Source organism: Paenibacillus sp. PastF-3 (genome assembly GCF_029893135.1).
GTDB lineage: Bacteria > Bacillota > Bacilli > Paenibacillales > Paenibacillaceae > Paenibacillus_AQ > Paenibacillus_AQ nitricinens.
Genome location: NZ_JARXWM010000011.1, coordinates 93,074 through 115,124, shown reverse-complemented (window position 1 = coordinate 115,124; position 22,051 = coordinate 93,074). Strand labels below are relative to the sequence as shown.

20 protein-coding genes and 1 other annotated feature are annotated in these 22,051 nt (G+C 43.3%); of the genes, 17 read left to right on the top strand and 3 right to left on the bottom strand.

Translation table 11 applies throughout. The features are described from left to right. The first annotated feature begins 27 nt into the window (after positions 1 to 27). The 6 genes from M2444_RS21100 to arsC all read left to right on the top strand — a co-directional run bounded on the left by M2444_RS21100 (position 28) and on the right by arsC (position 4,850). The gene (locus tag M2444_RS21100; protein WP_094871063.1) at positions 28 to 696 is read left to right on the top strand and encodes a response regulator transcription factor; all 669 of its coding nucleotides are present in this window, start codon (positions 28 to 30) and stop codon (positions 694 to 696) included. Next, a complete protein-coding gene (locus tag M2444_RS21095; RefSeq protein ID WP_094871061.1) occupies positions 697 to 2,022 on the top strand; it encodes a sensor histidine kinase in 1,326 nt (441 codons plus the stop codon). 49 nt (positions 2,023 to 2,071) lie between these two features. Beyond that, complete coding sequence (locus M2444_RS21090) at positions 2,072 to 2,626, top strand: GNAT family N-acetyltransferase (protein ID WP_348536930.1); 555 nt, start codon at positions 2,072 to 2,074, stop codon at positions 2,624 to 2,626. 77 nt (positions 2,627 to 2,703) lie between these two features. Continuing rightward, complete coding sequence (locus M2444_RS21085) at positions 2,704 to 3,030, top strand: ArsR/SmtB family transcription factor (RefSeq protein WP_094871057.1); 327 nt, start codon at positions 2,704 to 2,706, stop codon at positions 3,028 to 3,030. 95 nt (positions 3,031 to 3,125) lie between these two features. Next, positions 3,126 to 4,409 (top strand): arsenic transporter, encoded by a 1,284-nt coding sequence (locus M2444_RS21080; RefSeq protein ID WP_481857514.1) that lies wholly within the window; start codon positions 3,126 to 3,128, stop codon positions 4,407 to 4,409. Positions 4,410 to 4,430: 21 nt separating this feature from the next. Beyond that, positions 4,431 to 4,850, top strand: coding sequence for an arsenate reductase (thioredoxin) (gene arsC / locus M2444_RS21075; protein WP_280787947.1), 420 nt, complete (start codon positions 4,431 to 4,433; stop codon positions 4,848 to 4,850). A 60-nt stretch (positions 4,851 to 4,910) separates the two neighbouring features. On the opposite strand, the gene M2444_RS21070 is transcribed toward arsC, so the two are convergent. Continuing rightward, a complete protein-coding gene (locus M2444_RS21070) occupies positions 4,911 to 6,122 on the bottom strand; it encodes an oxalate decarboxylase family bicupin (protein ID WP_280787946.1) in 1,212 nt (403 codons plus the stop codon). Positions 6,123 to 6,291: 169 nt separating this feature from the next. Between M2444_RS21070 and M2444_RS21065 the strand changes: the two genes are divergently transcribed. The 8 genes from M2444_RS21065 to M2444_RS21030 all read left to right on the top strand — a co-directional run bounded on the left by M2444_RS21065 (position 6,292) and on the right by M2444_RS21030 (position 16,071). Next, a complete protein-coding gene (locus tag M2444_RS21065; RefSeq protein WP_094876913.1) occupies positions 6,292 to 7,146 on the top strand; it encodes a copper amine oxidase N-terminal domain-containing protein in 855 nt (284 codons plus the stop codon). 49 nt (positions 7,147 to 7,195) lie between these two features. Further along, the gene (locus M2444_RS21060; RefSeq protein ID WP_280787945.1) at positions 7,196 to 8,752 is read left to right on the top strand and encodes a tetratricopeptide repeat protein; all 1,557 of its coding nucleotides are present in this window, start codon (positions 7,196 to 7,198) and stop codon (positions 8,750 to 8,752) included. Positions 8,753 to 8,822: 70 nt separating this feature from the next. After that, positions 8,823 to 9,083: a binding site (T-box leader), on the top strand. Positions 9,084 to 9,164: 81 nt separating this feature from the next. Continuing rightward, positions 9,165 to 10,844, top strand: a complete 1,680-nt coding sequence (locus tag M2444_RS21055) for a glutamine--tRNA ligase/YqeY domain fusion protein (protein WP_280787944.1) — start codon at positions 9,165 to 9,167, stop codon at positions 10,842 to 10,844. Positions 10,845 to 11,150: 306 nt separating this feature from the next. Then, complete coding sequence (locus M2444_RS21050; RefSeq protein WP_280788001.1) at positions 11,151 to 12,410, top strand: Nramp family divalent metal transporter; 1,260 nt, start codon at positions 11,151 to 11,153, stop codon at positions 12,408 to 12,410. 81 nt (positions 12,411 to 12,491) lie between these two features. Further along, positions 12,492 to 13,127 (top strand): GntR family transcriptional regulator, encoded by a 636-nt coding sequence (locus M2444_RS21045; protein ID WP_280787943.1) that lies wholly within the window; start codon positions 12,492 to 12,494, stop codon positions 13,125 to 13,127. A gap of 192 nt (positions 13,128 to 13,319) precedes the next feature. After that, positions 13,320 to 14,459 carry an ABC transporter ATP-binding protein gene (locus M2444_RS21040; protein ID WP_094871044.1) on the top strand — a complete coding sequence of 380 codons (1,140 nt, stop codon included), beginning with the start codon at positions 13,320 to 13,322 and terminating at the stop codon, positions 14,457 to 14,459. Then, entirely contained in the window at positions 14,456 to 15,112 is a 657-nt protein-coding gene (locus M2444_RS21035) for an ABC transporter permease (protein ID WP_094871042.1), read from the top strand. The genes M2444_RS21040 and M2444_RS21035 overlap by 4 nt, the downstream gene beginning before the upstream one ends. Positions 15,113 to 15,156: 44 nt before the next feature. Further along, the gene (locus tag M2444_RS21030; RefSeq protein ID WP_094871040.1) at positions 15,157 to 16,071 is read left to right on the top strand and encodes a glycine betaine ABC transporter substrate-binding protein; all 915 of its coding nucleotides are present in this window, start codon (positions 15,157 to 15,159) and stop codon (positions 16,069 to 16,071) included. A 73-nt stretch (positions 16,072 to 16,144) separates the two neighbouring features. Here the strand turns inward: M2444_RS21030 and M2444_RS21025 are convergent, their stop codons facing one another. Further along, positions 16,145 to 17,296, bottom strand: a complete 1,152-nt coding sequence (locus M2444_RS21025; RefSeq protein ID WP_280787942.1) for an N-acetylmuramoyl-L-alanine amidase family protein — start codon at positions 17,294 to 17,296, stop codon at positions 16,145 to 16,147. A gap of 157 nt (positions 17,297 to 17,453) precedes the next feature. Here M2444_RS21025 and M2444_RS21020 point away from each other — a divergent pair, with 157 nt between their 5' ends. Together M2444_RS21020 and M2444_RS21015 are read left to right on the top strand one after the other, a co-directional pair. Next, positions 17,454 to 18,461: a TIR domain-containing protein gene (locus M2444_RS21020; RefSeq protein WP_280787941.1), complete on the top strand. Its 1,008-nt coding sequence runs from the start codon at positions 17,454 to 17,456 to the stop codon at positions 18,459 to 18,461. Then, positions 18,458 to 18,694, top strand: coding sequence for a hypothetical protein (locus M2444_RS21015; protein WP_076285512.1), 237 nt, complete (start codon positions 18,458 to 18,460; stop codon positions 18,692 to 18,694). Before M2444_RS21020 ends, M2444_RS21015 begins: the two co-directional genes overlap by 4 nt. A gap of 605 nt (positions 18,695 to 19,299) precedes the next feature. Here M2444_RS21015 and M2444_RS21010 read toward each other — a convergent pair. Further along, on the bottom strand, positions 19,300 to 20,385 hold the full coding sequence (locus M2444_RS21010) for an LLM class flavin-dependent oxidoreductase (protein WP_280787940.1): 1,086 nt from the start codon (positions 20,383 to 20,385) through the stop codon (positions 19,300 to 19,302). Positions 20,386 to 20,668: 283 nt separating this feature from the next. Between M2444_RS21010 and M2444_RS21005 the strand changes: the two genes are divergently transcribed. Continuing rightward, positions 20,669 to 22,006 carry an outer membrane protein assembly factor BamB family protein gene (locus M2444_RS21005; RefSeq protein ID WP_280787939.1) on the top strand — a complete coding sequence of 446 codons (1,338 nt, stop codon included), beginning with the start codon at positions 20,669 to 20,671 and terminating at the stop codon, positions 22,004 to 22,006. The last annotated feature ends 45 nt before the right edge of the window (positions 22,007 to 22,051 follow it).

Genomic DNA, 22,051 nt, shown 5'->3' with positions numbered 1-22,051 from the left:
ACAATATGTTGGAAAGGAAATTGATGTATGAGCACAATTCTAGTGGTTGATGATGATTCCCATATCCGCAAGCTAATCCGATTATATCTTGAAAAAAATCAGTTTTCCGTAGTGGAAGCGGAAGATGGTCAAATAGCATTAGACATTCTAGCTCATACAAAAATTGACTTAGTGATTGTGGATGTGATGATGCCGAATATCGATGGTATTGAACTGACAGAAGATATTCGATCTTATATCGATATGCCAATCCTGATGGTTACAGCCAAGGGAGAGTCTAAAGATAAAGTCAGGGGATTTAATGCCGGGTCAGACGATTATTTAGTAAAGCCGTTTGATCCCATAGAGTTGATTCTTCGTGTCAAATCATTATTGAAGAGATATCATGTAACACCTTCGAATGTTATTCAATTAGGGGAAGTAACGATTGATCTAGGGAATTTAATAGTCTCTAATGCCGATCAAATGGTTGAATTGAAAAAGAAAGAATGTGAATTGTTATTTGCTTTGGCGGGTTCGCCAAAGCAAATTTTCACACGGACTCAGCTTATAGAAAATGTATGGGGAATGGACTATGAAGGTGATGATCGTACGGTTGATGTGCATATTAAACGCTTAAGGGAACGTCTTGAGCCTATTCCTCAGGTCATTATTTCTACGGTAAGAGGACTTGGTTATCGACTGGAGCTAGCCTAGATGGTGAGAAAAAGTTTGCGTCTTCGAATCGTCGTTACGTTCATTGGTATTGTTTTAGTCAGTTTAATTATTTCCTTTTTTCTTTTTATGCAGTTTTCAGAAAAAAATAATACCCCAAACCATATGTTCATTAATATTGCTAAAGATATAGCTAAGGTGACAAATCTAATAGATGATCCGGAAAAAGTAAACGCATTTGCAGATCTGCTTAATCGATTTGGTATTGATATAGCGGTTGTTAATGAGCCAAGTGAATCTGTTTTTTCATTAGACAAGGAGAAGGTTGCTACCTTATTCAAATCCAACACAACCGATGCGGTCTTTTTATCGGGTAGGGGCGGACTTGCTATCGTAGGGATTCCTAAGATAGATGACGGGAAAGGTGCTTTCATTATCAAGATTGATTTTTCATCGATTGTAAGAGGCTTGAGAATTACGCTTCTGTTTACACTATTAGCTGTACTAGTCATCGGAAGCTTGCTTATTTTGTTCATGTCCAGGTATATTGTGAAGCCTATTAAGAAGCTGACTGTTGCAGCTAAGGAAATGGCGTCAGGTAATTTATCTGTCCGATTGACCTATCGTAATAAGGATGAATTTGGTGAACTGATGGAGAGCTTTAATCGTATGGCAAGTGAGCTGCAGAAAATGGACTCAGTTCGTGATGATTTTGTCAGCAATGTTTCTCATGAAATGCAGTCACCACTTACATCGATCAGAGGATTTACAAGAGCGCTACAAGACGGTGTCATTCCATTAGAAGAGCAAAAAGAGCATCTGGATATTATCTATGAGGAAACCTTACGATTATCTAGGCTTAGTGATAATCTGCTCCGATTAGCCTCACTCGATTCAGAACACCATCCGGTTAATCCCACCACATTCCAATTAGATGAACAATTAAGAAGAACGATCGTATTAGCGGAACCACAATGGGCACGGAAAGATATTATGATTGAATTGGATTTATTGCCTTGCGAGATCACGGTGGATAAAGATTTATTTGATCAGGTCTGGCAGAACTTAATAAATAATGCTATAAAATATACGGGGCAAGAAGGTACCATTCATGTTGAAATTGAGATGAACGCGCAATTTGTGAAGGTATATATTAAAGATTCTGGAAAAGGCATTCCTGAGGAAGCACTTCCGCTTATCTTTGATCGATTTTATATGGTGGAGAAGGCGCGTAGCAGCGCTCTTAAAGGGAATGGACTTGGACTTTCCATTGTAACGAAGATTCTGAAAATACATGATTGTAGAATTGAAGTGGAGAGTAAAGTTGGAGAAGGAACACAGTTTGTTGTAACGATTCCTAGAACCTAAACCACATGAATAGCTAATGGGATAAAGCTAAAGGGAAACTTTGAGGGGGATGATGATGCAAGATCTAAATCCAATCTATTTACGCGAATTGAAGCAAACGGACTGGAGAGATGTTCATGCGTATTGTTCACAGGATCGTGTGTGTCGTTTTCAAGCCTGGGGCCCAAATATTCCTGATCAAACCCTTTCCTTTGTGAGTCAGGCACTAGATGACTCTCGAAAAGTTCCCAGAACTAGGTTCGCACAAGCCATAGTTGCAGTAGGAACTGAAAATTTGATCGGCATGGTTGAACTAAATATAAGAAGCCATACGGACAGAAGCGGTGAAATCGGCTATATTGTCCATCCTGATGTCTGGGGACAGGGAGTCGCTACAGCAGCAGCCGGACTAATGTTGAAGTTTGGTTTTGAAGAGCTGCATCTACATCGAATATACGCGACCTGTGACCCTCGAAATAGTGGATCATCCAAGGTGCTCACCAAGATTGGCATGACCTATGAAGGCAGATTAAGAGATGCTTTACTCATAAAAGATGGCTGGCGTGATTCTTTGATGTTCAGTATGCTGGAGCACGAGTGGTGTAAGCAAGACAATTTAAAATAAATTCTTGCTTCTCAATGTCTAGTTCATTACAATATAAGTATTCGCTTATATATATATTGGAAGGAGGAGAAGTAGGGATGCAATCACTGACGGATATTGCAGATGATTTGAAGCTCTTAGGAGATAAGACGCGACTGGCCATGCTATCACTTTTGAAAGAACGGGAATGGTGCGTGTGTGAATTCCTTGATATTTTTGATATATCCCAGCCGGCGATTAGTCAGCATTTACGGAAATTGAAGAGTCGAGGGATCGTGAAAGAAAGCAAACGAGGACAGTGGGTGCATTATTCATTAAATGTCGAGGATAAACCGCATCTTAGGGCTGTTCTTCAACAAATGCCCAGTTCAGCCGCGATATTGGCTAGTTTAAATAAAGAAGTTAAAGCACCGTGCTGTGACTAAAATATAGTTGTAGTTTTTTAGAGTGTATATAACTATATAGTTATATGGTGATATGGGATTCATTCGCAGATTATAGGAGTGTTGAGAAAGTGGTCATGCTAGCCATACTTATTTTTATAGTCACTTTAATTATTGTAATCTGGCAGCCTCGAAATTTATCGATTGGATGGTCAGCCTGCGGCGGAGCGATCATTGCTTTACTAGCTGGGGTAGTTAGCTTTAATGATGTTCTGGATGTAACACAGATGGTATGGAATGCTACGTTGGCGTTTGTTGCAATCATCTTAATTTCCTTGATTTTAGACAGTATTGGATTTTTTGAATGGGCTGCTTTACATATGGCGCGAGCGGCACGGGGGAACGGAACACGAATGTTTGTGTATGTCATCGTTCTTGGTGCATTGGTTTCTGCCTTTTTTGCAAATGATGGAGCGGCTCTAATACTTACCCCTATTGTACTTGCTATGGTAAGAGCGCTGAATTTTGATGAGAAAAAAGTATTTCCATTCATTATTGCTAGCGGCTTTATTGCGGATACCACCTCATTACCGCTTGTGGTTAGCAATCTTGTGAATATCGTATCGGCTGACTTTTTTGGAATTACCTTTATGGAGTATGCGGGGAAAATGATTGTACCTACACTATTCTCGTTGATGGCGAGTATCGTAGTGCTTTATTTCTTTTTTCGTAAAAGTATTCCGAAGCGATTTAATGATTCCCAGCTAAAAGATCCGCAAGAGGCTATCAAAGATAAGAAGATGTTCCGTCTATCATGGATTGTACTGGCTATTCTTTTAATAGGGTATTTCGTTAGTGGATTCTTGAAGATTCCGGTATCAGTGGTTGTGGGAATCATTGCAATTGTGTTCATGCTCCTCGCGAGAAGAAGCCCTTCCGTCAAGGTGAAAGAAGTGCTTACAGGAGCACCTTGGGCGATTGTGTTCTTCTCCATTGGAATGTATGTCGTGGTATATGGACTTCGGAATGCGGGTCTAACTGATCTGCTCGCTAAGGCGATAGGAATGATTGCTGATGAGGGTCTATTCGCTGCAACTATGGGTATGGGGTTCATTGCTGCATTGATCTCATCATTGATGAATAATCTGCCTACTGTAATGATTGACGCACTCGCAATTGATGCAACGCATACAACCGGAGTTATTAAAGAGGCGTTAATCTATGCGAATGTTATAGGTTCAGACTTAGGGCCAAAAATCACCCCGATTGGCTCACTAGCAACGCTGCTGTGGCTCCATGTGCTTTCGGCCAAAGGGGTGAAGATATCCTGGGGAACGTATTTTAAGACGGGTATTATATTAACTATTCCAACGTTGTTTATTACACTTCTAGGTCTTTATCTGTGGTTGTTGATTACTTAATTTGAAAAGGGGAAGATCAAGATGAACAAGAAAACGATTTATTTTTTATGTACAGGAAACTCTTGCCGGAGTCAGATGGCTGAGGGCTGGGCGAAGCAATATTTAGAGGGAGAATGGAACGTGTACAGCGCTGGAATTGAAGCCCATGGTCTAAATCCAAAAGCTGTACAAGCCATGAGCGAAGTAGGCATAGATATCACCGGACAGACCTCGGATATGATTGATTCTAATCTGCTGAATAATGCGGATCTAGTCGTTACGTTATGTGGGGATGCTGCGGATAAATGTCCAATGACGCCTCCGAAGGTCAGACGGGAACACTGGGGCTTCGATGATCCGGCAAAAGCACAAGGGACCGATGAAGAGAAGTGGGCAGTGTTCCAGCGTGTGCGTGACCAGATTGAGGAAAGAATCAAACGTTTTGCGGAGACCGGTGAATAGTTACCAGGTGAAGCATCCTTTTCTTTTTATACCTTATCCTTATATTTCCCGCATAAACATTTACCGTCCTTTAGGAAAGCCGGAGGCGTTTTTACTTGGCTCAGGGTATTTCACAACGGGCCATTTCACTTTCCTTAAGGCGTTTATAACCTCTGGTCCAACGTTCAGATTACTTTGAACCAATTCTTGGGGAGTGAGAGCCATCCATTGATTCAGAGAAACGTCGGCAAAACGATCACTTTTGAACATTTCAAGGAACCATAAGGAATCATCGCCTGTATTCTGAATATAATGTCCAAACGCAAAAGGAACATATCCTACATCACCTGCTCTATAATTAAAGGTTCGTGCTACACCATTTCCAGCAAATACGGTCATGCGTCCTTTTCCGGTAAGATAATACTGCCATTCATCGTTATTTGGATGCCAGTGCAGCTCTCTCATCCCTCCGGGTTCAATTTCTACCAATGCGGCAGCGACGGTTTTGGAGATCGGAAAGTTACTGGAATCGACAATTCTGACGCTCCCGCCGGGAGTCTTCAGCGGTGGCTGAGCCAATAAGGAATATTTAAAGGTTTGTGGAATCTCACCGTATGGAGATTCTACTTTTTGGCTTTGCAATGAGCCCGGAACCCGATCCTGATAAATATAGACCTGTTCGGTGGGAATAGAGTCAAATGCAGCAGCAGGCACCCCAAAGTTAGCCGAAAGAACTTCTTTCGGAGTATGGGCAAACCAATCGGAAATGGACAAGGTGTTTAGATCAGAGAAACTTCCATCGTCGAATACTAGCAGAAACTCACAGCCTTCTTCAAGACCTTGTATAGAGTGGGGAATACCTGGCGGAAAATACCATAGATCACCTGGCCCCACATCTGCGATGAAGTTTCGACCACTTTGATCTACGGAAGTAATTCGAGCTCGACCTAGCAGCATATAAGACCATTCTGCTTGCTGATGCCAATGGAGTTCACGTACTCCACCGGGGGTTAGGCTCATGTTGACGCCAGCTAATGTAGTGGCGATGGGGAGGTCTCTGACCGTCACCTCTCTCGACCAGCCACCATGATTAAGCTGCATATGTGCATCGGAGAAAGAAAATTTTAAATTGGGGACGAGACCGGCATCGGTCACGGGAGGGACAAACATGTCCGGATTCTCCAAATCCCGCATGATATCACGCGGTCCTTTATCTAATCCCCCTGCGCCATCACTTCGAATGGGCTGGGGGATATTTGTCTTTCTTGGCGAATCCTGTCCATCTGCAGTCATCCATCGCACTCCTTTCATGATTCTAAATAACTCAATGAAAATATATGCGGAATCCTGTCTTTTATGATGAATAGCAGAAGTGGAACAAGTTGACATGCGGAAGGGGATCATTGATTATTACTAATAGAGGCTTTGTTCTAGACGGAGTAGAGAGGGAGAGGGGTTTGAGATGAATCACATTAAGGAGTCCTTGCAACGATTAGGGAGAATAAGAGCTTATGTCATAGGTCTATTGGTAATCATGTTCGCCGCGGGTTCCGCGGTTACACCTACATCGGTGTCGGCAGCTGTTCAGTTAGGGACTCAGGTAATGCCACTATCATACGGGGGGTATTACGTCCTTTTTCCAGGTAAACTCGCTCCTTATTTTAAATCAGGTAAATTAATGGTGCCGATTCGGGCTTTCTCGAGTGCGATTGGTGCAGATTTGCTCTATGACGCGTTAACGAATAGTGTTACGGTTTCACTACTGGATCGATCGGTTGGAAAGATTAAAGCAGGGCAACTTGAGGCAGAATTTAATGGGGAGACAGAAGATTCATTAGGGATCGCCCCAGAGATCAAGGATGGAATCCTATTTGTTCCAGCATCCCCTATTCTAGAGGGGTTAAAGACATTTCGCTGGGAAACTCAGTTCAATAACGTGAATAAATTAACCCTTGGTATTGGCGCCAGAAAAGGGGAGGAATGGGCAAAGCCTGAGGCGGATCTAGCGCTTGCCCCTTACCCAGTGGAAACGACAGCCCATCCATATCCGTTATATCCATTTAAGCTAACGCAGACGCCATCTGGGAAAGAATACAAACTAACCTTAGGCGTGCAAAATACCTCTGGCTTTGTTATCCCTAAAGGGAATGCGGAACTGGAGCTGGTGAGTGTGGACAGTAAAGGGAACTCTTACTACCAAACGTTAAAAGGGCCTGATTCGTTAACCTCCAAAGCGGCATTATTGTCATTTTCCGTTTCCATTCCGGCAGAGGCCGAATATGTCATTTTCAGATCACGTACCTTGAGAGCGGAGTAAGGATCATTGCATGTTCAACAAGATATATAGAGAGCAGGTTAAGAAATAGATGATAGGTAAAGAAGGGCAGCGCTATCGCTTCAGTGAAGCGCCAATTTGGGAATTGCAACGAGCTTATTATGAGGAACAGGGATTAAAGGCTTGGAATAATGATCAGGTCCCACAGTATATTACGAGTAATCCTATGATAGCGACTGCCTATGCGGAAATGATCTTCGGATTTCTGCAAGATCGGGCTGGACAAGGACATTTCTCTGAAACAGTTACCATACTGGAATTAGGGGCAGGGGCGGGACGATTAGCGTTTCATATCCTTGAGAAGCTTTGCGAAATCATAGATTACGCAGGGACTCCAATTCCTCCTTTTCGTTATGTGATGAGTGATTTGCCTGCTAAAAATATAACCAGCTGGCAGCAGCACCCAAGCTTACTTCCATTCGTAGAGCAGGGTATTCTTGATTTCGCACGTTTTGATGCAGTACAGGATACTGAACTGTATTTAGTACGTGCGAAGCTCAGTATCAGGCCCGGTGATTTACAGCAGCCGCTGCTGCTTGTTGCGAATTATTTTTTTGATAGTATCCCGCAGGAATTGATTTATGTGGATGAAGGTAAAATATTTGAATGTGAGGTATCTATTCAGTATTCAAAGGATGCAGATTCGGATAACCCCTCAGATGTTCTGGGCACAATCATTCCACAGTATCATTATCGTCGTGGGGCTAGTTACGAAGCGGAGACTTACCCTTATCACGATGTTATAAAACTTTATCAGCAGAAGCTGGAGGATTCCCATATTCTGTTTCCTGTGGTGGGGCTTACTTGTCTGGAGCGGCTGGCTAGGTTGTCTACAGAAGGGTTCGTACTCCTTACAGCGGATAAGGGGGATCACCGAATAGAGAATTGGGAATTTGAGGAACCGCCTATGCTAATTCACCACGGTAGCTTCTCCTTAACGGCGAATTATCATGCGATCCAGCATATGTTGGAACAAAAAGGGGCACACTCTTTATTTACTACACATCACTATAAGAACCTGAACATCGGATGTATTCTTATGGTGGAAGCCCCTCAAAGTTATACGAACACTCGGCTGGGGTACAAGCGGTTTATAGAGCGTTTTGGTCCGGATGATTTCTTCAGTATGAAGGAATGGATGGATCAGCAATTAGATACGATGGGACTGCAGCAAATTTTGGCCTTTTGGCGTTTGGGTGGGTACGAAGCGGAATGGTTTATCCATAGTGCTGAAAAGATTTCGGAGCTGTTACCCGATGCTAGTGATGAAGAAATGCTGGATCTCCAGCAAGGCATACAGCTCATGTGGACAGGTTATTATCCGATGGAACAGAGCTATGACCTCTCACTGGACGCTGGATTACTGCTGTATGAAATGGATATGTTCGAGGAGGCGTTAGCCTACTTAGAGCGGTCTATGTATGCCGATACGGAAGAACCATTAGCTTCGGTGCTTTATAGTATGGCGATTTGTAACTATGAGCTTGGAGCTGAAGGGGCTGCACTGGAATACGCGCGTAGAGCTTTGGCTGTAGAGCCGGATAATGAAGTAGTATTGGAACTGATAACGGCTCTGAGCGAGGAATAGAGCGTAAGCTAAATAGAAGTGAAAGCACCATTTACATAGGACCCTCTATTTGGTATCCTATACAAAATAATTAAACGCGATGACGAGAAGAGTAAATACATTCATTCCTTCACAGAGAGCCCTGGATGATGAGAATAGGGTAAGGACGATTGTATCGAAACAAGCCTCTGAGCGGCATATCGGAACCGATCGACGGGGATGGTATGACGGGAGCTCCTGTTATAGAGCTAGAGTATAAGCACTGCGTAAGATGCATTGCCGTACTTGATGAGATTAATATGGCGACATATTAATGAACCTGGGGTGGTACCGCGAGAATTTCGTCCCCAAGACCATAAGTCTTGGAGGTGAGGTTCTTTTTATTTTGCAGATAAACAAAGCGGATATCACTCATAAACAGGAGGTAATAACAATGAACAAGGAACCGGAAGTATTAGCAGAGAGTTACATCGACAGATTGATTCAAGAAGAGCTGGAAGCTGGGACTTACAGTAGAGATATTTGCACGAGATTCCCACCGGAGCCTAATGGGTATCTGCATATTGGCAGCGCGTATGCTATTCACACGAACTATACGACGGCGAAGAAGTATGGCGGAAAGTTCCATTTGCGGTTCGATGACACCAATCCTTTAAAAGAGGATCTGGAGTATGTAAATGCTATTTGCGAAGATATGCTATGGATGGGCTACCCGCCAGACCATACTTTCTACGGATCAGACTATTCGGATAAAATATATAATAGCGCGGTAAAGTTAATCCAAAAAGGGAAAGCCTACGTCTGCGATTTATCACCTGAAGAGGTGTCAGCTTATAGAGGAACGCTTACGGAGCCGGGAACGAACAGCCCTTATCGGGAGCGTTCTGTGGAAGAGAATTTGAAGTTATTCACGGAGATGAGGAATGGAGCCTATCCGACGGGAGCCAGAGTATTACGGGCCAAAATAGATATGAGCTCACCTAATATCAACTTGCGTGATCCAGTGATTTACAGAATCATTCATGCGGAGCATTATAGAACAGGCAACGATTGGTGCATCTATCCGATGTATGATTTTGCCCATCCTATACAAGATGCGATCGAAGGGATTACGCATTCCCTATGTTCGATTGAGTTTAAGGATCATCGACCACTGTATGAGTGGGTGCTGAATGAACTGGATACTCCTGAGGCTCCAAAGCAAAGGGAGTTCGGACGCGTAAATATCACCGGCGTCGTTACTAGCAAACGGTATATTAGACAACTGGTTACAGGACATTATGTGGATGGCTGGGATGATCCAAGACTTCCAACGCTTCGCGGACTGCGGAGAAGAGGTTTTACGCCGGAGAGTATTCGGAATTTTGTGAAGGAAATTGGATTTGTTAGGAATAGCACCATTGTAGATATTGCCATGTTGGAGCATTCGCTAAGACAAGATTTGAAGGCGAAGGCAACTAGCGTGATGGCTGTTCTAAAGCCTCTAAAGGTAGTTATTACTAACTACCCTGAGAATCAAAGCGAATGGCTGAAGATTGAGAATAACAGTGAGGATAAGACGCTTGGGGAAAGGGCAGTTCCTTTTTCACGGACGCTTTATATTGAACAAGAGGATTTCATGGAGGAGCCACCCAAAGGTTATCACAGGCTGACCATAGGGAATGAGGTTAGGTTAAAGGGCGCCTACTTCGTTAAGTGCAATGAGGTGCTCAAGGACGAAGCAACTGGAGAAGTTATAGAGCTTCGCTGCACCTATGATCCGAGAACGAAGAGTGGAAGCGGATTTAATGAACGGAAGGTTAAGGCGACCATCCACTGGGTATCGGCTGAGCACGCGATCAAGGCGGAAGTTCATCAATATGAGAGGTTGCTAAAAGATAACGAGGGTCCTAAAGAAGAGGATGAACGCTGGGACGCGTATCTTAATCCAGATTCTCTAACCATTCTGAAAGATTGTTTGTTGGAGCCTTCCATGGCGAGTGCACTTCCAGAAGATAAATTTCAATTCATCCGGCATGGATTCTTCTGTGTGGATAAGAAATATACCACAGCAGATAAGCTGGTACTGAACCGAATTGTACCGCTGAAGGATACATGGAAGAAAAATTCGTAATTCACAGCACATAGAGATATTCAAAGTCTCACACCATAAGCATTTCGGAGTAATTGGCTTAAGCTGGGCGAAGATCGGGTAATTTCTGATCATCGTCCAGCTTTTTTTGTTCTTGGTCGTAGGTGGACAAGCATATGAAAATTTCTTATGAAACATATTTACATTTTTCAGGAATGAGCATATACTTTAAATATAAGTTGCACATAGGAAACTTTCGTGTATATAGACAACTTTTTTTGGGCAAGAGGAGGAATTGACATGTTGGAACAAACTTTAATAGAAAAACCACATATAGAACAACCGCAAATGAGACAACATAAAAACTCCATTTCGGCGCAGGCCGTACTTAATGGGGAGACCAAAGGCATTAAAAGATTACTGCCTTTCTTAGGTCCAGCGTTTATCGCTGCGGTTGCTTATCTGGATCCGGGTAATTTTGCCACCAACATTACGGCAGGCTCAAAATACGGCTATCTTTTATTGTGGGTGATTGTAGCCTCGAATTTAATGGCCGTTCTTATTCAGGCGTTATCCGCCAAGCTAGGTATTGCTACAGGAAAGAACCTGCCGGAGATCGCTCATGATCGTTTTCCGAAGAGTGTTTCGATCTTCTTATGGATTCAAAGTGAACTGGTGATTATAGCTACGGATCTGGCGGAGTTTATCGGGGCAGCATTGGGGCTTTATCTATTATTTGATATTCCCATGCTGCCGGCAGCACTCATCACTGCAGTGGGTTCATTTGCTATCCTAGAGCTTCAGCGCCGGGGTTACCGTTCCCTTGAGGCAGGAATTGCTGCAATGATTCTTATAGTTGTATTAGCCTTTGCTTTTCAAGTTATTGTAGCTAAGCCGGATATGGGGGCAATTGCTGTAGGCATGTTCACACCTAAGTTTGAAGGGGTGGATAGCATCCTTTTAGCCGCAGGAATTCTAGGCGCGACCGTGATGCCACATGCCATTTATCTACATTCATCCCTTACACAGAACCGAATTGTCGGAGTAAATGAAGCGGAGAAGAAACAGATCTTTAAACTGGAATTCATAGATATTATTATTGCAATGATTATTGCAGGGGCAGTGAATCTGGCAATGGTTATTGTCTCAGCCGCATTATTTTTCAAAAATGGTATCGTGGTTGAGGATTTGGATGTTGCGTTTCAGCAATTTAGTCATTTAGCTGGACCTGTAACGGCCATCTCCTTTGGTTTAGGACTACTCATCGCAGGACTATCGAGCTCATCTGTAGGAACTATGGCTGGTGATGTAGTGATGCAAGGCTTCATCAACAAAAGAATTAACCTGTACTTACGCCGTGCGATTACAATTATTCCACCTTTGGCGATCATCGGCTTTGGTGTAAATCCAACGAAGGCGCTCGTGATCAGCCAGGTGATCTTGTCCTTTGGGATTGCCTTTGCACTGGTGCCACTGGTTGTGTTTACAAGCAATCGTCAGATTATGGGCGGGTTAGTGAACCGTAAGATGACAGCTGCGCTCGGCTGGGTTATCTCGGGTCTGGTTGTATCGTTAAATTTATTTTTGGTATATCAAATGTTTGTATAAGGCAGGACATCTTTATTTGGTGAGTGAAAAAAGGTATACTTGAGCATGTTTATAATTCACGCCAGAGTAAGGAGATCGACAATGTCCATGCAAGAAATATCCGGTTATAAGTCTATAGCCCTTGATATTGCACAAAGAATTGTAAGCGGGGAATTTCCCGTACAGAGTAAGCTTTCCGGGCGTTCTCTATTGGCAGGGCAATATCATGTTTCTCCCGAGACGATTCGTAAGGCTATGGGATTATTGAAGGATGAGAATATAGTGTTTGTTTCACAGGGGAAAGAGATTATTGTCATCTCTGATCAAAAGGCGTATGAGTATATTACCAGGAATAACTATCTGAAATCAGCTTATTCGTTGAAACAGGACCTAGAGCAATTGTTGCTTGAAAAAAAGAAGCTCGACGGTAAGTTCGAAAGGGTACTCACTGGAATTATCGAAGCATCAGACCGGATGAAGAATTTAAAGCCGTACCATCCGGAAGAAATCACAATCCATGAAGAATCACATGTGGTTGGCAAAACCATTGGAGCATTACAATTTTGGCAGAATACAGGTGCTACGATTATAGCGCTTCGCCGAGGTGCTAATATAACGATCTCCCCAGGTCCTCATGTCATCCTCAGAGAACATGATGTACTTGTAGCAGTTGGTGATGAGAAAATGTACCAAAGAACGGAACAATTTATCAATAAAAATTCAGAGAATCATTTATAAAAATAGATTGAAAAAGGCTATCCAGCAGGGTTTATCACTGGATAGTTTTTTTTATAATTATATTATTACAATTATTTACAAACAACTTATAGCTAGTATATAGGTTGTCAGTTTGGGAGTTGTTTGTTATAGTTTAACTTACAGAGTCGCCGGAGAGATGATCTGACGATAGTTATTAGAAGGAGGAAACCCATGCTGAAATTTGAAGGAGTAGGTAAGAAGTATGCAAATGGTTATGAAGCAGTTAAGAATATTAGTTTTGAAATCGCAGCTGGAGAAATACTAGTATTGATCGGTCCGAGCGGTTGCGGAAAGACAACAACGATGAAAATGATAAATCGTCTTGTTCCGCATACTTCAGGCCATATTTATATCCACGGCAAAGATATCACCAAGGAGAACCCCGTAACTCTCCGCAAGAACATCGGTTATGTTATACAACAAGCTGGTTTATTCCCGCATTACACCATAGAAGACAATGTAGGCCTGATTCCCGACCTAAAGGGGTGGGATGTGAATAAGAAAAAAGAACGGGTGCTCGAAATGCTCCGTCTAGTCGGACTTGATCCGGTCCTATATGCTAAACGTTATCCGAAACAATTATCAGGTGGACAGCAGCAGCGTGTAGGTGTAGCTCGTGCATTGGCAGCTGATCCCGAGATTATATTGATGGATGAACCATTTGGTGCTTTGGACCCTATTACCCGTGAGCAGCTGCAGGATGAACTGCTACGCATGCAACAAGAAGTGAAGAAGACAATAGTATTTGTAACACATGATATGGATGAAGCACTGAAGCTTGGAGATAAAATCGCTATCCTAAAAGATGGTGAAATCGTTCAACTAGATACACCGTATGAGCTACTCAGCCGGCCTGCTAATGATTTTGTAGAGTCATTTATCGGCAAAAACCGTATTTACCAAAACCCTGAGTATATCCCCGTAACAGAAGTCATGCGTGACAATCCATCTACATCCCTTCCAAGCCGCACACTGGGTAAGGCTCTTACCTTTATGCGTCAACGCAAAATGGATACCTTACTGGTTGGAAACGAAAAAGGTAAGCTGCTTGGCATCGTCTCCGCTTATGATGTTACCGCTAAAATGGAACAAAGTCTTACTATCGAAGAAATTATGACACCACCTGGGGTGGTGCTGCAGGATACAGCAACAGCAAGAGACGCATTATCATTAATTACGGAAGCTCCTTACGGCATTATTCCGATCGTAACCGCTGAGGGGAACATTGCCGGGATTGTTACAAGAGGCAGTCTTCTGACGGCGTTTGCTGCACAATGGGGAGGCGTGAAGGAGGAGGAAGTGTCTGTATGAGAGATCAATCGTTATGGCAACAACTCATCTATCAATTAGATATACGTAGAGATGATTTGATTCATTCTATGGGAGTGCATATGCAACTTGTGCTCTTGTCCATGTTATTTGCAATTATTGTTGGCATTGCGCTTGGAATTATGATTACCCGGGTTAAACCTCTGAAAGGCATTACGCTTGGCGCGGCAGGGATTCTTCAGACGATACCTAGTCTGGCGATGCTCGGATTTATGATTCCTCTATTTGGCATAGGAATGAAGACGGCGGTTGTTGCATTATTTCTGTATTCACTACTGCCAATTATCCGCAACACCTACACGGGAATTACGGATGTGGATCAGTCTATCGTGGAAGCGGCCCGGGGAATGGGGATGAAGAACTGGCAGATTCTATTCAGGGTTCAACTCCCTTTAGCTTTAAGTGTAATTATGGCGGGGATCCGCACTGCTGCAGTTATTAATGTTGGGACAGCAACCTTGGCAGCCTTTATCGGTGCTGGCGGATTGGGTGAATTTATTTTCCTCGGTATTCAACGGAACATCGAAGCTCTAACTTTGCTTGGCGCTATTCCAGCCGCGATTCTTGCACTCATACTGGATTATCTACTCGGCTTGCTTGAACGGGTAACGACTCCAAAGGGATTAAAAGTATAACTAAAACTCTGGTCTCGAAAGAATATAAAAAGGGGAGATATTATATGAAAATTCCAAAATTAATGACAGGCGTTTTAACTACAGTATTAATAGGGGCGTTACTTACTGGATGTGGTGGCGGGAATAATAAAGCTGCTGCCGGTAACGGTGGAGAAATTACGATTGGCTCCAAAAACTTCACGGAGAATGTTCTACTCGCTCATATGATGGCAGATCTAATAGAAGATAAAACCGATATTAAAGTGAAGCGCCAGATGAACTTAGGCGGCTCTAATGTAGCTTGGAGTGCACTTGAGAATAATAACATCCAGCTATATCCGGATTATACCGGTACCATTGTAGCCAATTACTATCAGCAGGAGACGGGAAACTCTGAGGAGTCGTTGACAAAAACCAGAGAGCTGCTCGAAAAAGATGGATTGGCGTTCCTGGACCCATTCGGCATAAATAATACCTATACTTTAGCGGTTAGTCGTGAAACGGCTGAGAAGTACAATCTGAAGACCTTTAGCGATTTGGCGAAAGTATCTGGAGATATGGTTCTTGGCGTAGAGTTCGAGTTCTTGGATCGTGAGGACGGATACCCTGGTATCCAAAAACTTTATGGTATGGATTTCAAGCAGAGCAAAGGAATGGACCATGGTATCATGTATCGTTCGATCGACGATGGGGAAACCGATGTAACCAATGCCTATGCGACGGATGCGCAAATTAAAGTACATGATCTGGTGATTTTGCAAGATGATAAAGAGTTCTTCCCACCGTATGATGCAGGACCGATTATTCGTCAGGATACGCTAGATAAATACCCTGAATTGGAAGGTATCCTGAATCAATTGAGCGGACAAATCAGTGACGAAGAAATGCAGCAGTTGAACGCAGAGGTTGATGTGGATGCGCTCAAGGAAGAGGATGTAGCTCGTAACTTCCTGATCAAGAAGGGATTAATCGAAGGCTAAATACGAAATCTAAACTTAAAGCAGGCTAGGGAATTTCCTAGCCTGCTTCTTTACTGATTATTTGTACGTCTGATTAGTTTTTGAAATAGTCTGCCAATCCTTCAGCGATCGCTTTGGCTGCTTTTTTCTGATAGGAGGATTTACGGACAATAGACTCGTCTGTAGGATTGGTAAGAAATCCGAGTTCAACTAAGGTAGCTGGTATGCGATTCTCCCTAAGGATATGATAATCACCAAAGGACAACCCGTTGCTCTTTAGACCAATGCCTTGCCCAAGTCTGGTTTCAATCGCCCGAGCGAGCTTCAGATCATCCGATTCGGAGTAAAAGAAGGTTAGTGTCCCGGACACCTTTTTCGGAGAAGAATTATAATGAATGCTTACAAATGCATCTGCACGCAAAGCCTCACTCATCTGAACACGCCGAGCGAGTGTAGGCTTCTGATCCTCCCGGGTACGCGTCATTTCTACCCGTGCACCTTTAGCTACAAGGGCATCACGAACATAAATTGCAGTTTGCAGATTCAAATCCTTTTCCATGGTGTTATATGTAGTGCCAAGCATTCCCGGATCACTGCCGCCATGACCAGGATCTACGACGATTAATTTACCTCGCAAATTCCCTGTGCGCGAAATACTGCTTGTAGTGCTTGTGCTTTTTGGCGTGGTTCCAGATCGGATATATTGCGCTGCGACCCAACCGATGTCACCGCTGGTTGTTCGAATTCGTGCCCAATCGTTCTGATGAAGGAGGAGGGTAGCTGTATCCTTAGCTTTTAAAGAACCGAGCACCTTATATTGTGTGCCTGGACCGCTTCGTACGCGTAGTGAATCTGCCGTAACTGTAACCTTTGTGGTACTACTCAAGGCGCTGGTTGAGGTGGAAGAAATAGTGCTGGGTTTGGAAGCTACCGATGATCCAGAAGCGCCAGATGGCTTGGAGCTATTGTTCACCTTTTTAAGGTAATAGCCGGCTACCCAGCCAGAGGTGTTCCCCGTCTTAACCTTTAACCACCCGTGCTGTTCATCGGTCACAGTTACTTTTGCTCCGTTCTTAATAGATCCTACAACAGTTGCATTCTTTGCCGGCTCATTGCGTACATTTAAAGAGTTCGCGTATACCTGAGCGGTATAACTAACGGCTGCCGTTTTAGCTTCAGCAGGCTGTGACGCTGTTATACCCATAAGGCTTGCTGCAAGCCATGTGACACCTATCATTTTTTTCATAGTATCCTCGCTTTTTCAAAGTAGTCGTAATTTTTTACCCATTTTACGAGGTTTAGAATAATATTTTTTGAGATATTTATGAGAACTTGGCCTCTTTTCCGGTGGTCTAAAGACTTGTATAATTATTACATATCGGGAAGGATGAAGGAGCACTGCCGTGACTAAACCAAAGCTATTCATTGGATCTTCCAGGGAATCCATACGTTATGCAAGAGCGATTCATGAGCAGCTGAAGAGGGATGCTGAAGTACATCCTTGGTATGCCAATGCCTTTCGAGCGAATGAATACACGATGGAGGCATTGGAGAGAAATTTGGATGAGAGTGATTTTGCCGTATTTGTGTTCTCGCCAGATGATGTTGCCAAAATACGCGGTAAATTTTATTATGTGACTCGTGATAATACGGGGTTTGAAATGGGATTGTTTTGGGCCAGATTACGGCGTAACCGCGTCTATTGCTTAGTGCCGGATCAGGTGACTGCCCGCGATGATTTAATCCCTGGACAGAATGTTGAAGAATATCATCTATTGTCCGATTTGTCGGGAATTACAGCTTTAGAGTATGAGATGCACCATGATAATCCTACGGCTGCTGTGGATGTGAGCTGTGGTAAGATTATTGATAGTGTCCAGGGGTTTGGGAAATTCCGTGACCCGGTGAAAGATTTAGAGCAGCTAAAGATGGAATTAAGGCGCAAAGAAAGTATCCTTCATTTTTTTTGGCAATATAATAGTAATGTGACCATCTCTGAGGATGGAGAGAAGTATCACGCACTCAGTGAGGCGATCCGCAATTCTTTCTTACCTCCGAAGCATTGTCGTGTGATCGGTGCTGCGATCTGGCAGGCTCAAGAGAAAGAACAGCTTGTTCAGGTGGGAGGGAATGTCGGACGTGGGCACTCCTATTCCTTGACTGTAACGAAAGGGAAGGAGAAGCAGCCTAGTGTGGTAGATGCATTTTTATCGAGCAAATGGACTTTTTTTCAACGCACGGAAGTTGCGGAGGTATATATCCTATGCTATCCTCTAGGTAAGAAGTATGTTCTTTCCGTACACTTTTCAGGGAGTGATGGATTATCTGCGGATGATCTTAAGGCGGTAGTTGCGAATAATCAGGATTTATTCCGTACCATCAATCATTTAGTAGGGGAGGATTCAGCATGAAGCGAATAAAGGGTATTAACAACTTATCGGGTGCTGTTCTCCGCTCTGCAAGTGGTGGAAGCAGGAGTGCAGAAGATAATAAGAATACCACAAGCAAAACAGGGTCGAGCCATTCCGCTCAGCAACCAGCTTCAGCTCAAATTTATACTGCGCCTTCTTTAGATGGTGGAGACGATGAATATAAGAAGCTTATTAGCGGGAAGGTAGACAACAATAAACCATCCTTTGCGTAAAGAGCATAAGTGCTGTCTCGAAAGTAGTGAATCTACTTAGGGGGCAGCTTTTTTTTGCGTAAATGTAAGGATCGATTAATGAAGAGAATATTTGCACAAAAAGCAGCGCATTTGCAGGCTTTCTCTAGTTCAGCGATAGGTATGGATAAATAGAGGAAATAATATTTCCATTGTGGGATGTGATGTGAGACGAGGACTGATGAAAGATTTTTTTAGAGTAATTAGGGAAAAACTCCCTGAAAATAGTTGGTAATTACCCTAAATGAACGGAATCAGGGAATTCCTCCCTAAAAATAAGAGCAATATCTATATTTAACACCGAATCAGGTCAATTATAGGGAGATATTCCCTAATTGTTAGTTTAATGAGCAGAAACCTTCGATTATTAGGGAGATATTCCCTAATTCCTAAGATGAGCTTCCGTTTCAATTCTTCAGCCTTGTTTTTTGAGTAGGATCAACTCAGCCGTTGTGAGGGCGCTCTACATAACGTGTTGCAGCAAGTCATAGTGCAACCAAGCCACAAACAATGTTGCAGCAGCACATAAAAGCGCTTCTCCATTAACAGGAGAAGCGCTACTGTGCTTACTGAGACAGCCTCCAGCTCTATCGGCTATTCTTCTTGGCAATCTCGCGTCGTACAACAGGGGCGACCTCAGTTGCCAATAGTTCAATAGCTTTGGCTACCTTGGCGTAAGGAAGGCCACCGATGTCGAGCTGAGTCATAAAGCGGCTATGGCCGAACAGCTCATGCTGATAGAGGATTTTTTCAATAATTTGCTGCGGGCTGCCCACAGCCATTGTGTTATCAGCAGATACATATCGTCCAAAGTCGTCACGAGAGACGTTGTATTCTTGTCCAGGTTTTGGGCTGATGGAATTACGATAGCTATAGTAGTACGGGGAATATTCATCGAGTGCCTGCTGTGAGGTTTCAGCAATGTAGCCGTGGCTAGTAATTGCAATCTTTAATGACTCAGGAGCATACCCCGCCTGAATTCCAGCGCGTCGATAAGTAGCGGCAAGCTCTTGGAAAGGTTCTGGACTGCCGCTAAGAATGGCGATGGCCATTCCAGTTCCGAGTGCTCCAGCTTTCTCCGCGCTTTCAGGAGAACCACCTACACCAATCCATACAGGAAGGCTTTGCTGAAGAGGGCGTGGTGCAATCTCAGAATCCTTCAAGGATGAGCGGAAGGAACCCTCCCAATTCATAATTTCATGCTTATTCAGCTCCAAGAGCAGATTAATGTTCTCGGCGAATAGCTTATGATAGTCTTCAAGTTCATATCCAAAGAGCGGAAAAGATTCCACAAAAGCACCACGTCCGGCAATAATCTCTGCGCGGCCATTTGACAGTAAATCAAGTGTGGCGAAATCCTCGAACACGCGCACAGGATCAATGGTGCTTAATACAGTAGTGGCGCTCGTCAGCTTGATTCTACGGGTAACCTGAGAGATGGCTGCCAGAACGACTGGAACCGAAGAAATTGCAAAATCAAGTCGGTGATGTTCACCTACACCAAATACATCAAGCCCTGCTTCATCTGCCAGCTTGGCCGCAGCTATCACTTCGTCGAGTCGTTGTTTCGGGCTGATCTTATTACCGGTATGACAATCCGCTACAATGTCTCCTAAAGTGTAGATACCAAATTCAAAATCGGATGCTGATGGTGTGGTTACCTCGTTACTCATGTTAACAAACCCCTTGTTATTCATATATTTGTTGGATCTTGTTCGTTTTATGAAAGAATGTGATTATTATAACACAATTACTTACAAAATGTAAGTTTATGAGTAAATGTTTTGATTTCTTCTTTTGTTAATGGCAAAATGAGGAATAATAATCCATGTTTTTACATTCGCATCTTCATTAGTATTATATTTGATTTTGAGAATCTATCCTAATGAGGGGAATCACGTACATACAGCTTTTTTGAAATGGGGAAATGAGGTACATATGAGGAGGAGTTGGGCCGTGAGAGGAACATTATTGAAATCATGTCTTCGTGCTACAGTTATTGGTTTAGGAGTATTGTTTATGGTAAATCCTGTACAAGCTGCTGCGGTTGATTCACATACCTCGTATATAGGCTCAAATTTTGATGACTATTATGCAAACCTGCCTGCTGCAAAGGTTGAGTGGTCAACCACTATGGATTTACCAACTTTAGGAGATATATCGACAGACTACCTCATGGGTAAGGGCGTTGTTGCAGCCGGCACAGGTAAAGCTTTTATCCTTCAAAAGGGCCAGCTTTTAGCCATTAACGCCCAGACGGGAAAAGTAATGTGGAAATACGGCTCCAAATTAAAGGCTCCGATACTTTATCAAGATGGCGTGGCCTATGTGACTTCAGAAGCGGGCACGATCTACGCAGTCAACGCGGCTACTGGAAAAAATAAATGGAGTTCATCAGCAAACAGTAAAGGCATCAGCCAATTAGTTATTGATAAAGATCAGCTTTTTGCCGCCAATGGGGATATTCATGCCTTCAATCTAAAGGATGGAAAATTGCAGTGGCGTGATAATTTCGGTGAAAAGCTGTATGAACCGTTCATGGTTGAGGGAAACCTGATATTAGCTCAAAACTCAGAATCCGGAGCGTATACGTATGACATTCTACATGCCTTTAATCGAAATACGGGTAAAGAACTTTGGAATAACAGAGATTATTATTTTCCGATTACTGAGATTAACGGAACGCTTATCACACAACGAAAGGCTACCTTATTCGATGCTCTTCCTCTTACTACACTCGATAGTTTGGATGTTAAGACAGGTAAAGTAGTGAAGACAGTCGTTTATAACCCTGCTAATATAGACCCAAATGATCCCGAGGCACCAAAGGGGGGCAGTGCCTGGAGCGATGGTGACAGAATTTTTATAACAGGACAAAAAGGAGTCTACAGCTACCCAGTCAATGCTGACCCTTCTACCGTAATACGCGATAATTATTCCTACGAATCCATTGGAGATAAGCTGTCCTACGCGGCGGGTCCCTATGATGGAAGAATCCTCTTCAGCAACGGACAAAGCATTTATGGTGTTAAAATGGCGAATAAGTCAGCGGTTCAGTATAGTGGAATCAGCAATCCGATTGCCCGCTTCGATCTACTGGGACATGGTATGTATGTCGCCCAGACCGACGGCAAATTAATCGCAATAGATTTGATTTCCGCAAAACCGATGGTGCAGCTCAAAACTTCGGATAGAGTATTTGGACCAACCTTGCTGGAAAGCGGTATGATCATTGTGCAGAGCAAAGGGAAGTTAACTGCTTTTAAGGAGCCGCAGGCTCTCAAGATGAAATAGTAGAACATCTAAGCGGCTCGCCGAAGAATTTCGGTGGGGTCGTTT

Excerpts from the sequence above, each read along its gene's own strand:
- M2444_RS21090 (WP_348536930.1), top strand. The coding sequence starts at position 2,072 with ATGATGATGCAAGATCTAAATCCAATCTATTTACGCGAATTGAAGCAA.
- M2444_RS21050 (WP_280788001.1), top strand. The coding sequence starts at position 11,151 with ATGAGACAACATAAAAACTCCATTTCGGCGCAGGCCGTACTTAATGGG.
- M2444_RS21095 (WP_094871061.1), top strand. The coding sequence starts at position 697 with ATGGTGAGAAAAAGTTTGCGTCTTCGAATCGTCGTTACGTTCATTGGT.
- M2444_RS21015 (WP_076285512.1), top strand. The coding sequence starts at position 18,458 with ATGAAGCGAATAAAGGGTATTAACAACTTATCGGGTGCTGTTCTCCGC.
- M2444_RS21010 (WP_280787940.1), bottom strand. The coding sequence starts at position 20,385 with ATGAGTAACGAGGTAACCACACCATCAGCATCCGATTTTGAATTTGGT.
- M2444_RS21070 (WP_280787946.1), bottom strand. The coding sequence starts at position 6,122 with ATGACTGCAGATGGACAGGATTCGCCAAGAAAGACAAATATCCCCCAG.
- M2444_RS21100 (WP_094871063.1), top strand. The coding sequence starts at position 28 with ATGAGCACAATTCTAGTGGTTGATGATGATTCCCATATCCGCAAGCTA.
- M2444_RS21060 (WP_280787945.1), top strand. The coding sequence starts at position 7,196 with ATGATAGGTAAAGAAGGGCAGCGCTATCGCTTCAGTGAAGCGCCAATT.
- M2444_RS21045 (WP_280787943.1), top strand. The coding sequence starts at position 12,492 with ATGTCCATGCAAGAAATATCCGGTTATAAGTCTATAGCCCTTGATATT.
- M2444_RS21085 (WP_094871057.1), top strand. The coding sequence starts at position 2,704 with ATGCAATCACTGACGGATATTGCAGATGATTTGAAGCTCTTAGGAGAT.
- M2444_RS21080 (WP_481857514.1), top strand. The coding sequence starts at position 3,126 with ATGCTAGCCATACTTATTTTTATAGTCACTTTAATTATTGTAATCTGG.
- M2444_RS21035 (WP_094871042.1), top strand. The coding sequence starts at position 14,456 with ATGAGAGATCAATCGTTATGGCAACAACTCATCTATCAATTAGATATA.
- arsC (WP_280787947.1), top strand. The coding sequence starts at position 4,431 with ATGAACAAGAAAACGATTTATTTTTTATGTACAGGAAACTCTTGCCGG.
- M2444_RS21055 (WP_280787944.1), top strand. The coding sequence starts at position 9,165 with ATGAACAAGGAACCGGAAGTATTAGCAGAGAGTTACATCGACAGATTG.
- M2444_RS21025 (WP_280787942.1), bottom strand. The coding sequence starts at position 17,296 with ATGAAAAAAATGATAGGTGTCACATGGCTTGCAGCAAGCCTTATGGGT.
- M2444_RS21065 (WP_094876913.1), top strand. The coding sequence starts at position 6,292 with ATGAATCACATTAAGGAGTCCTTGCAACGATTAGGGAGAATAAGAGCT.
- M2444_RS21040 (WP_094871044.1), top strand. The coding sequence starts at position 13,320 with ATGCTGAAATTTGAAGGAGTAGGTAAGAAGTATGCAAATGGTTATGAA.
- M2444_RS21030 (WP_094871040.1), top strand. The coding sequence starts at position 15,157 with ATGAAAATTCCAAAATTAATGACAGGCGTTTTAACTACAGTATTAATA.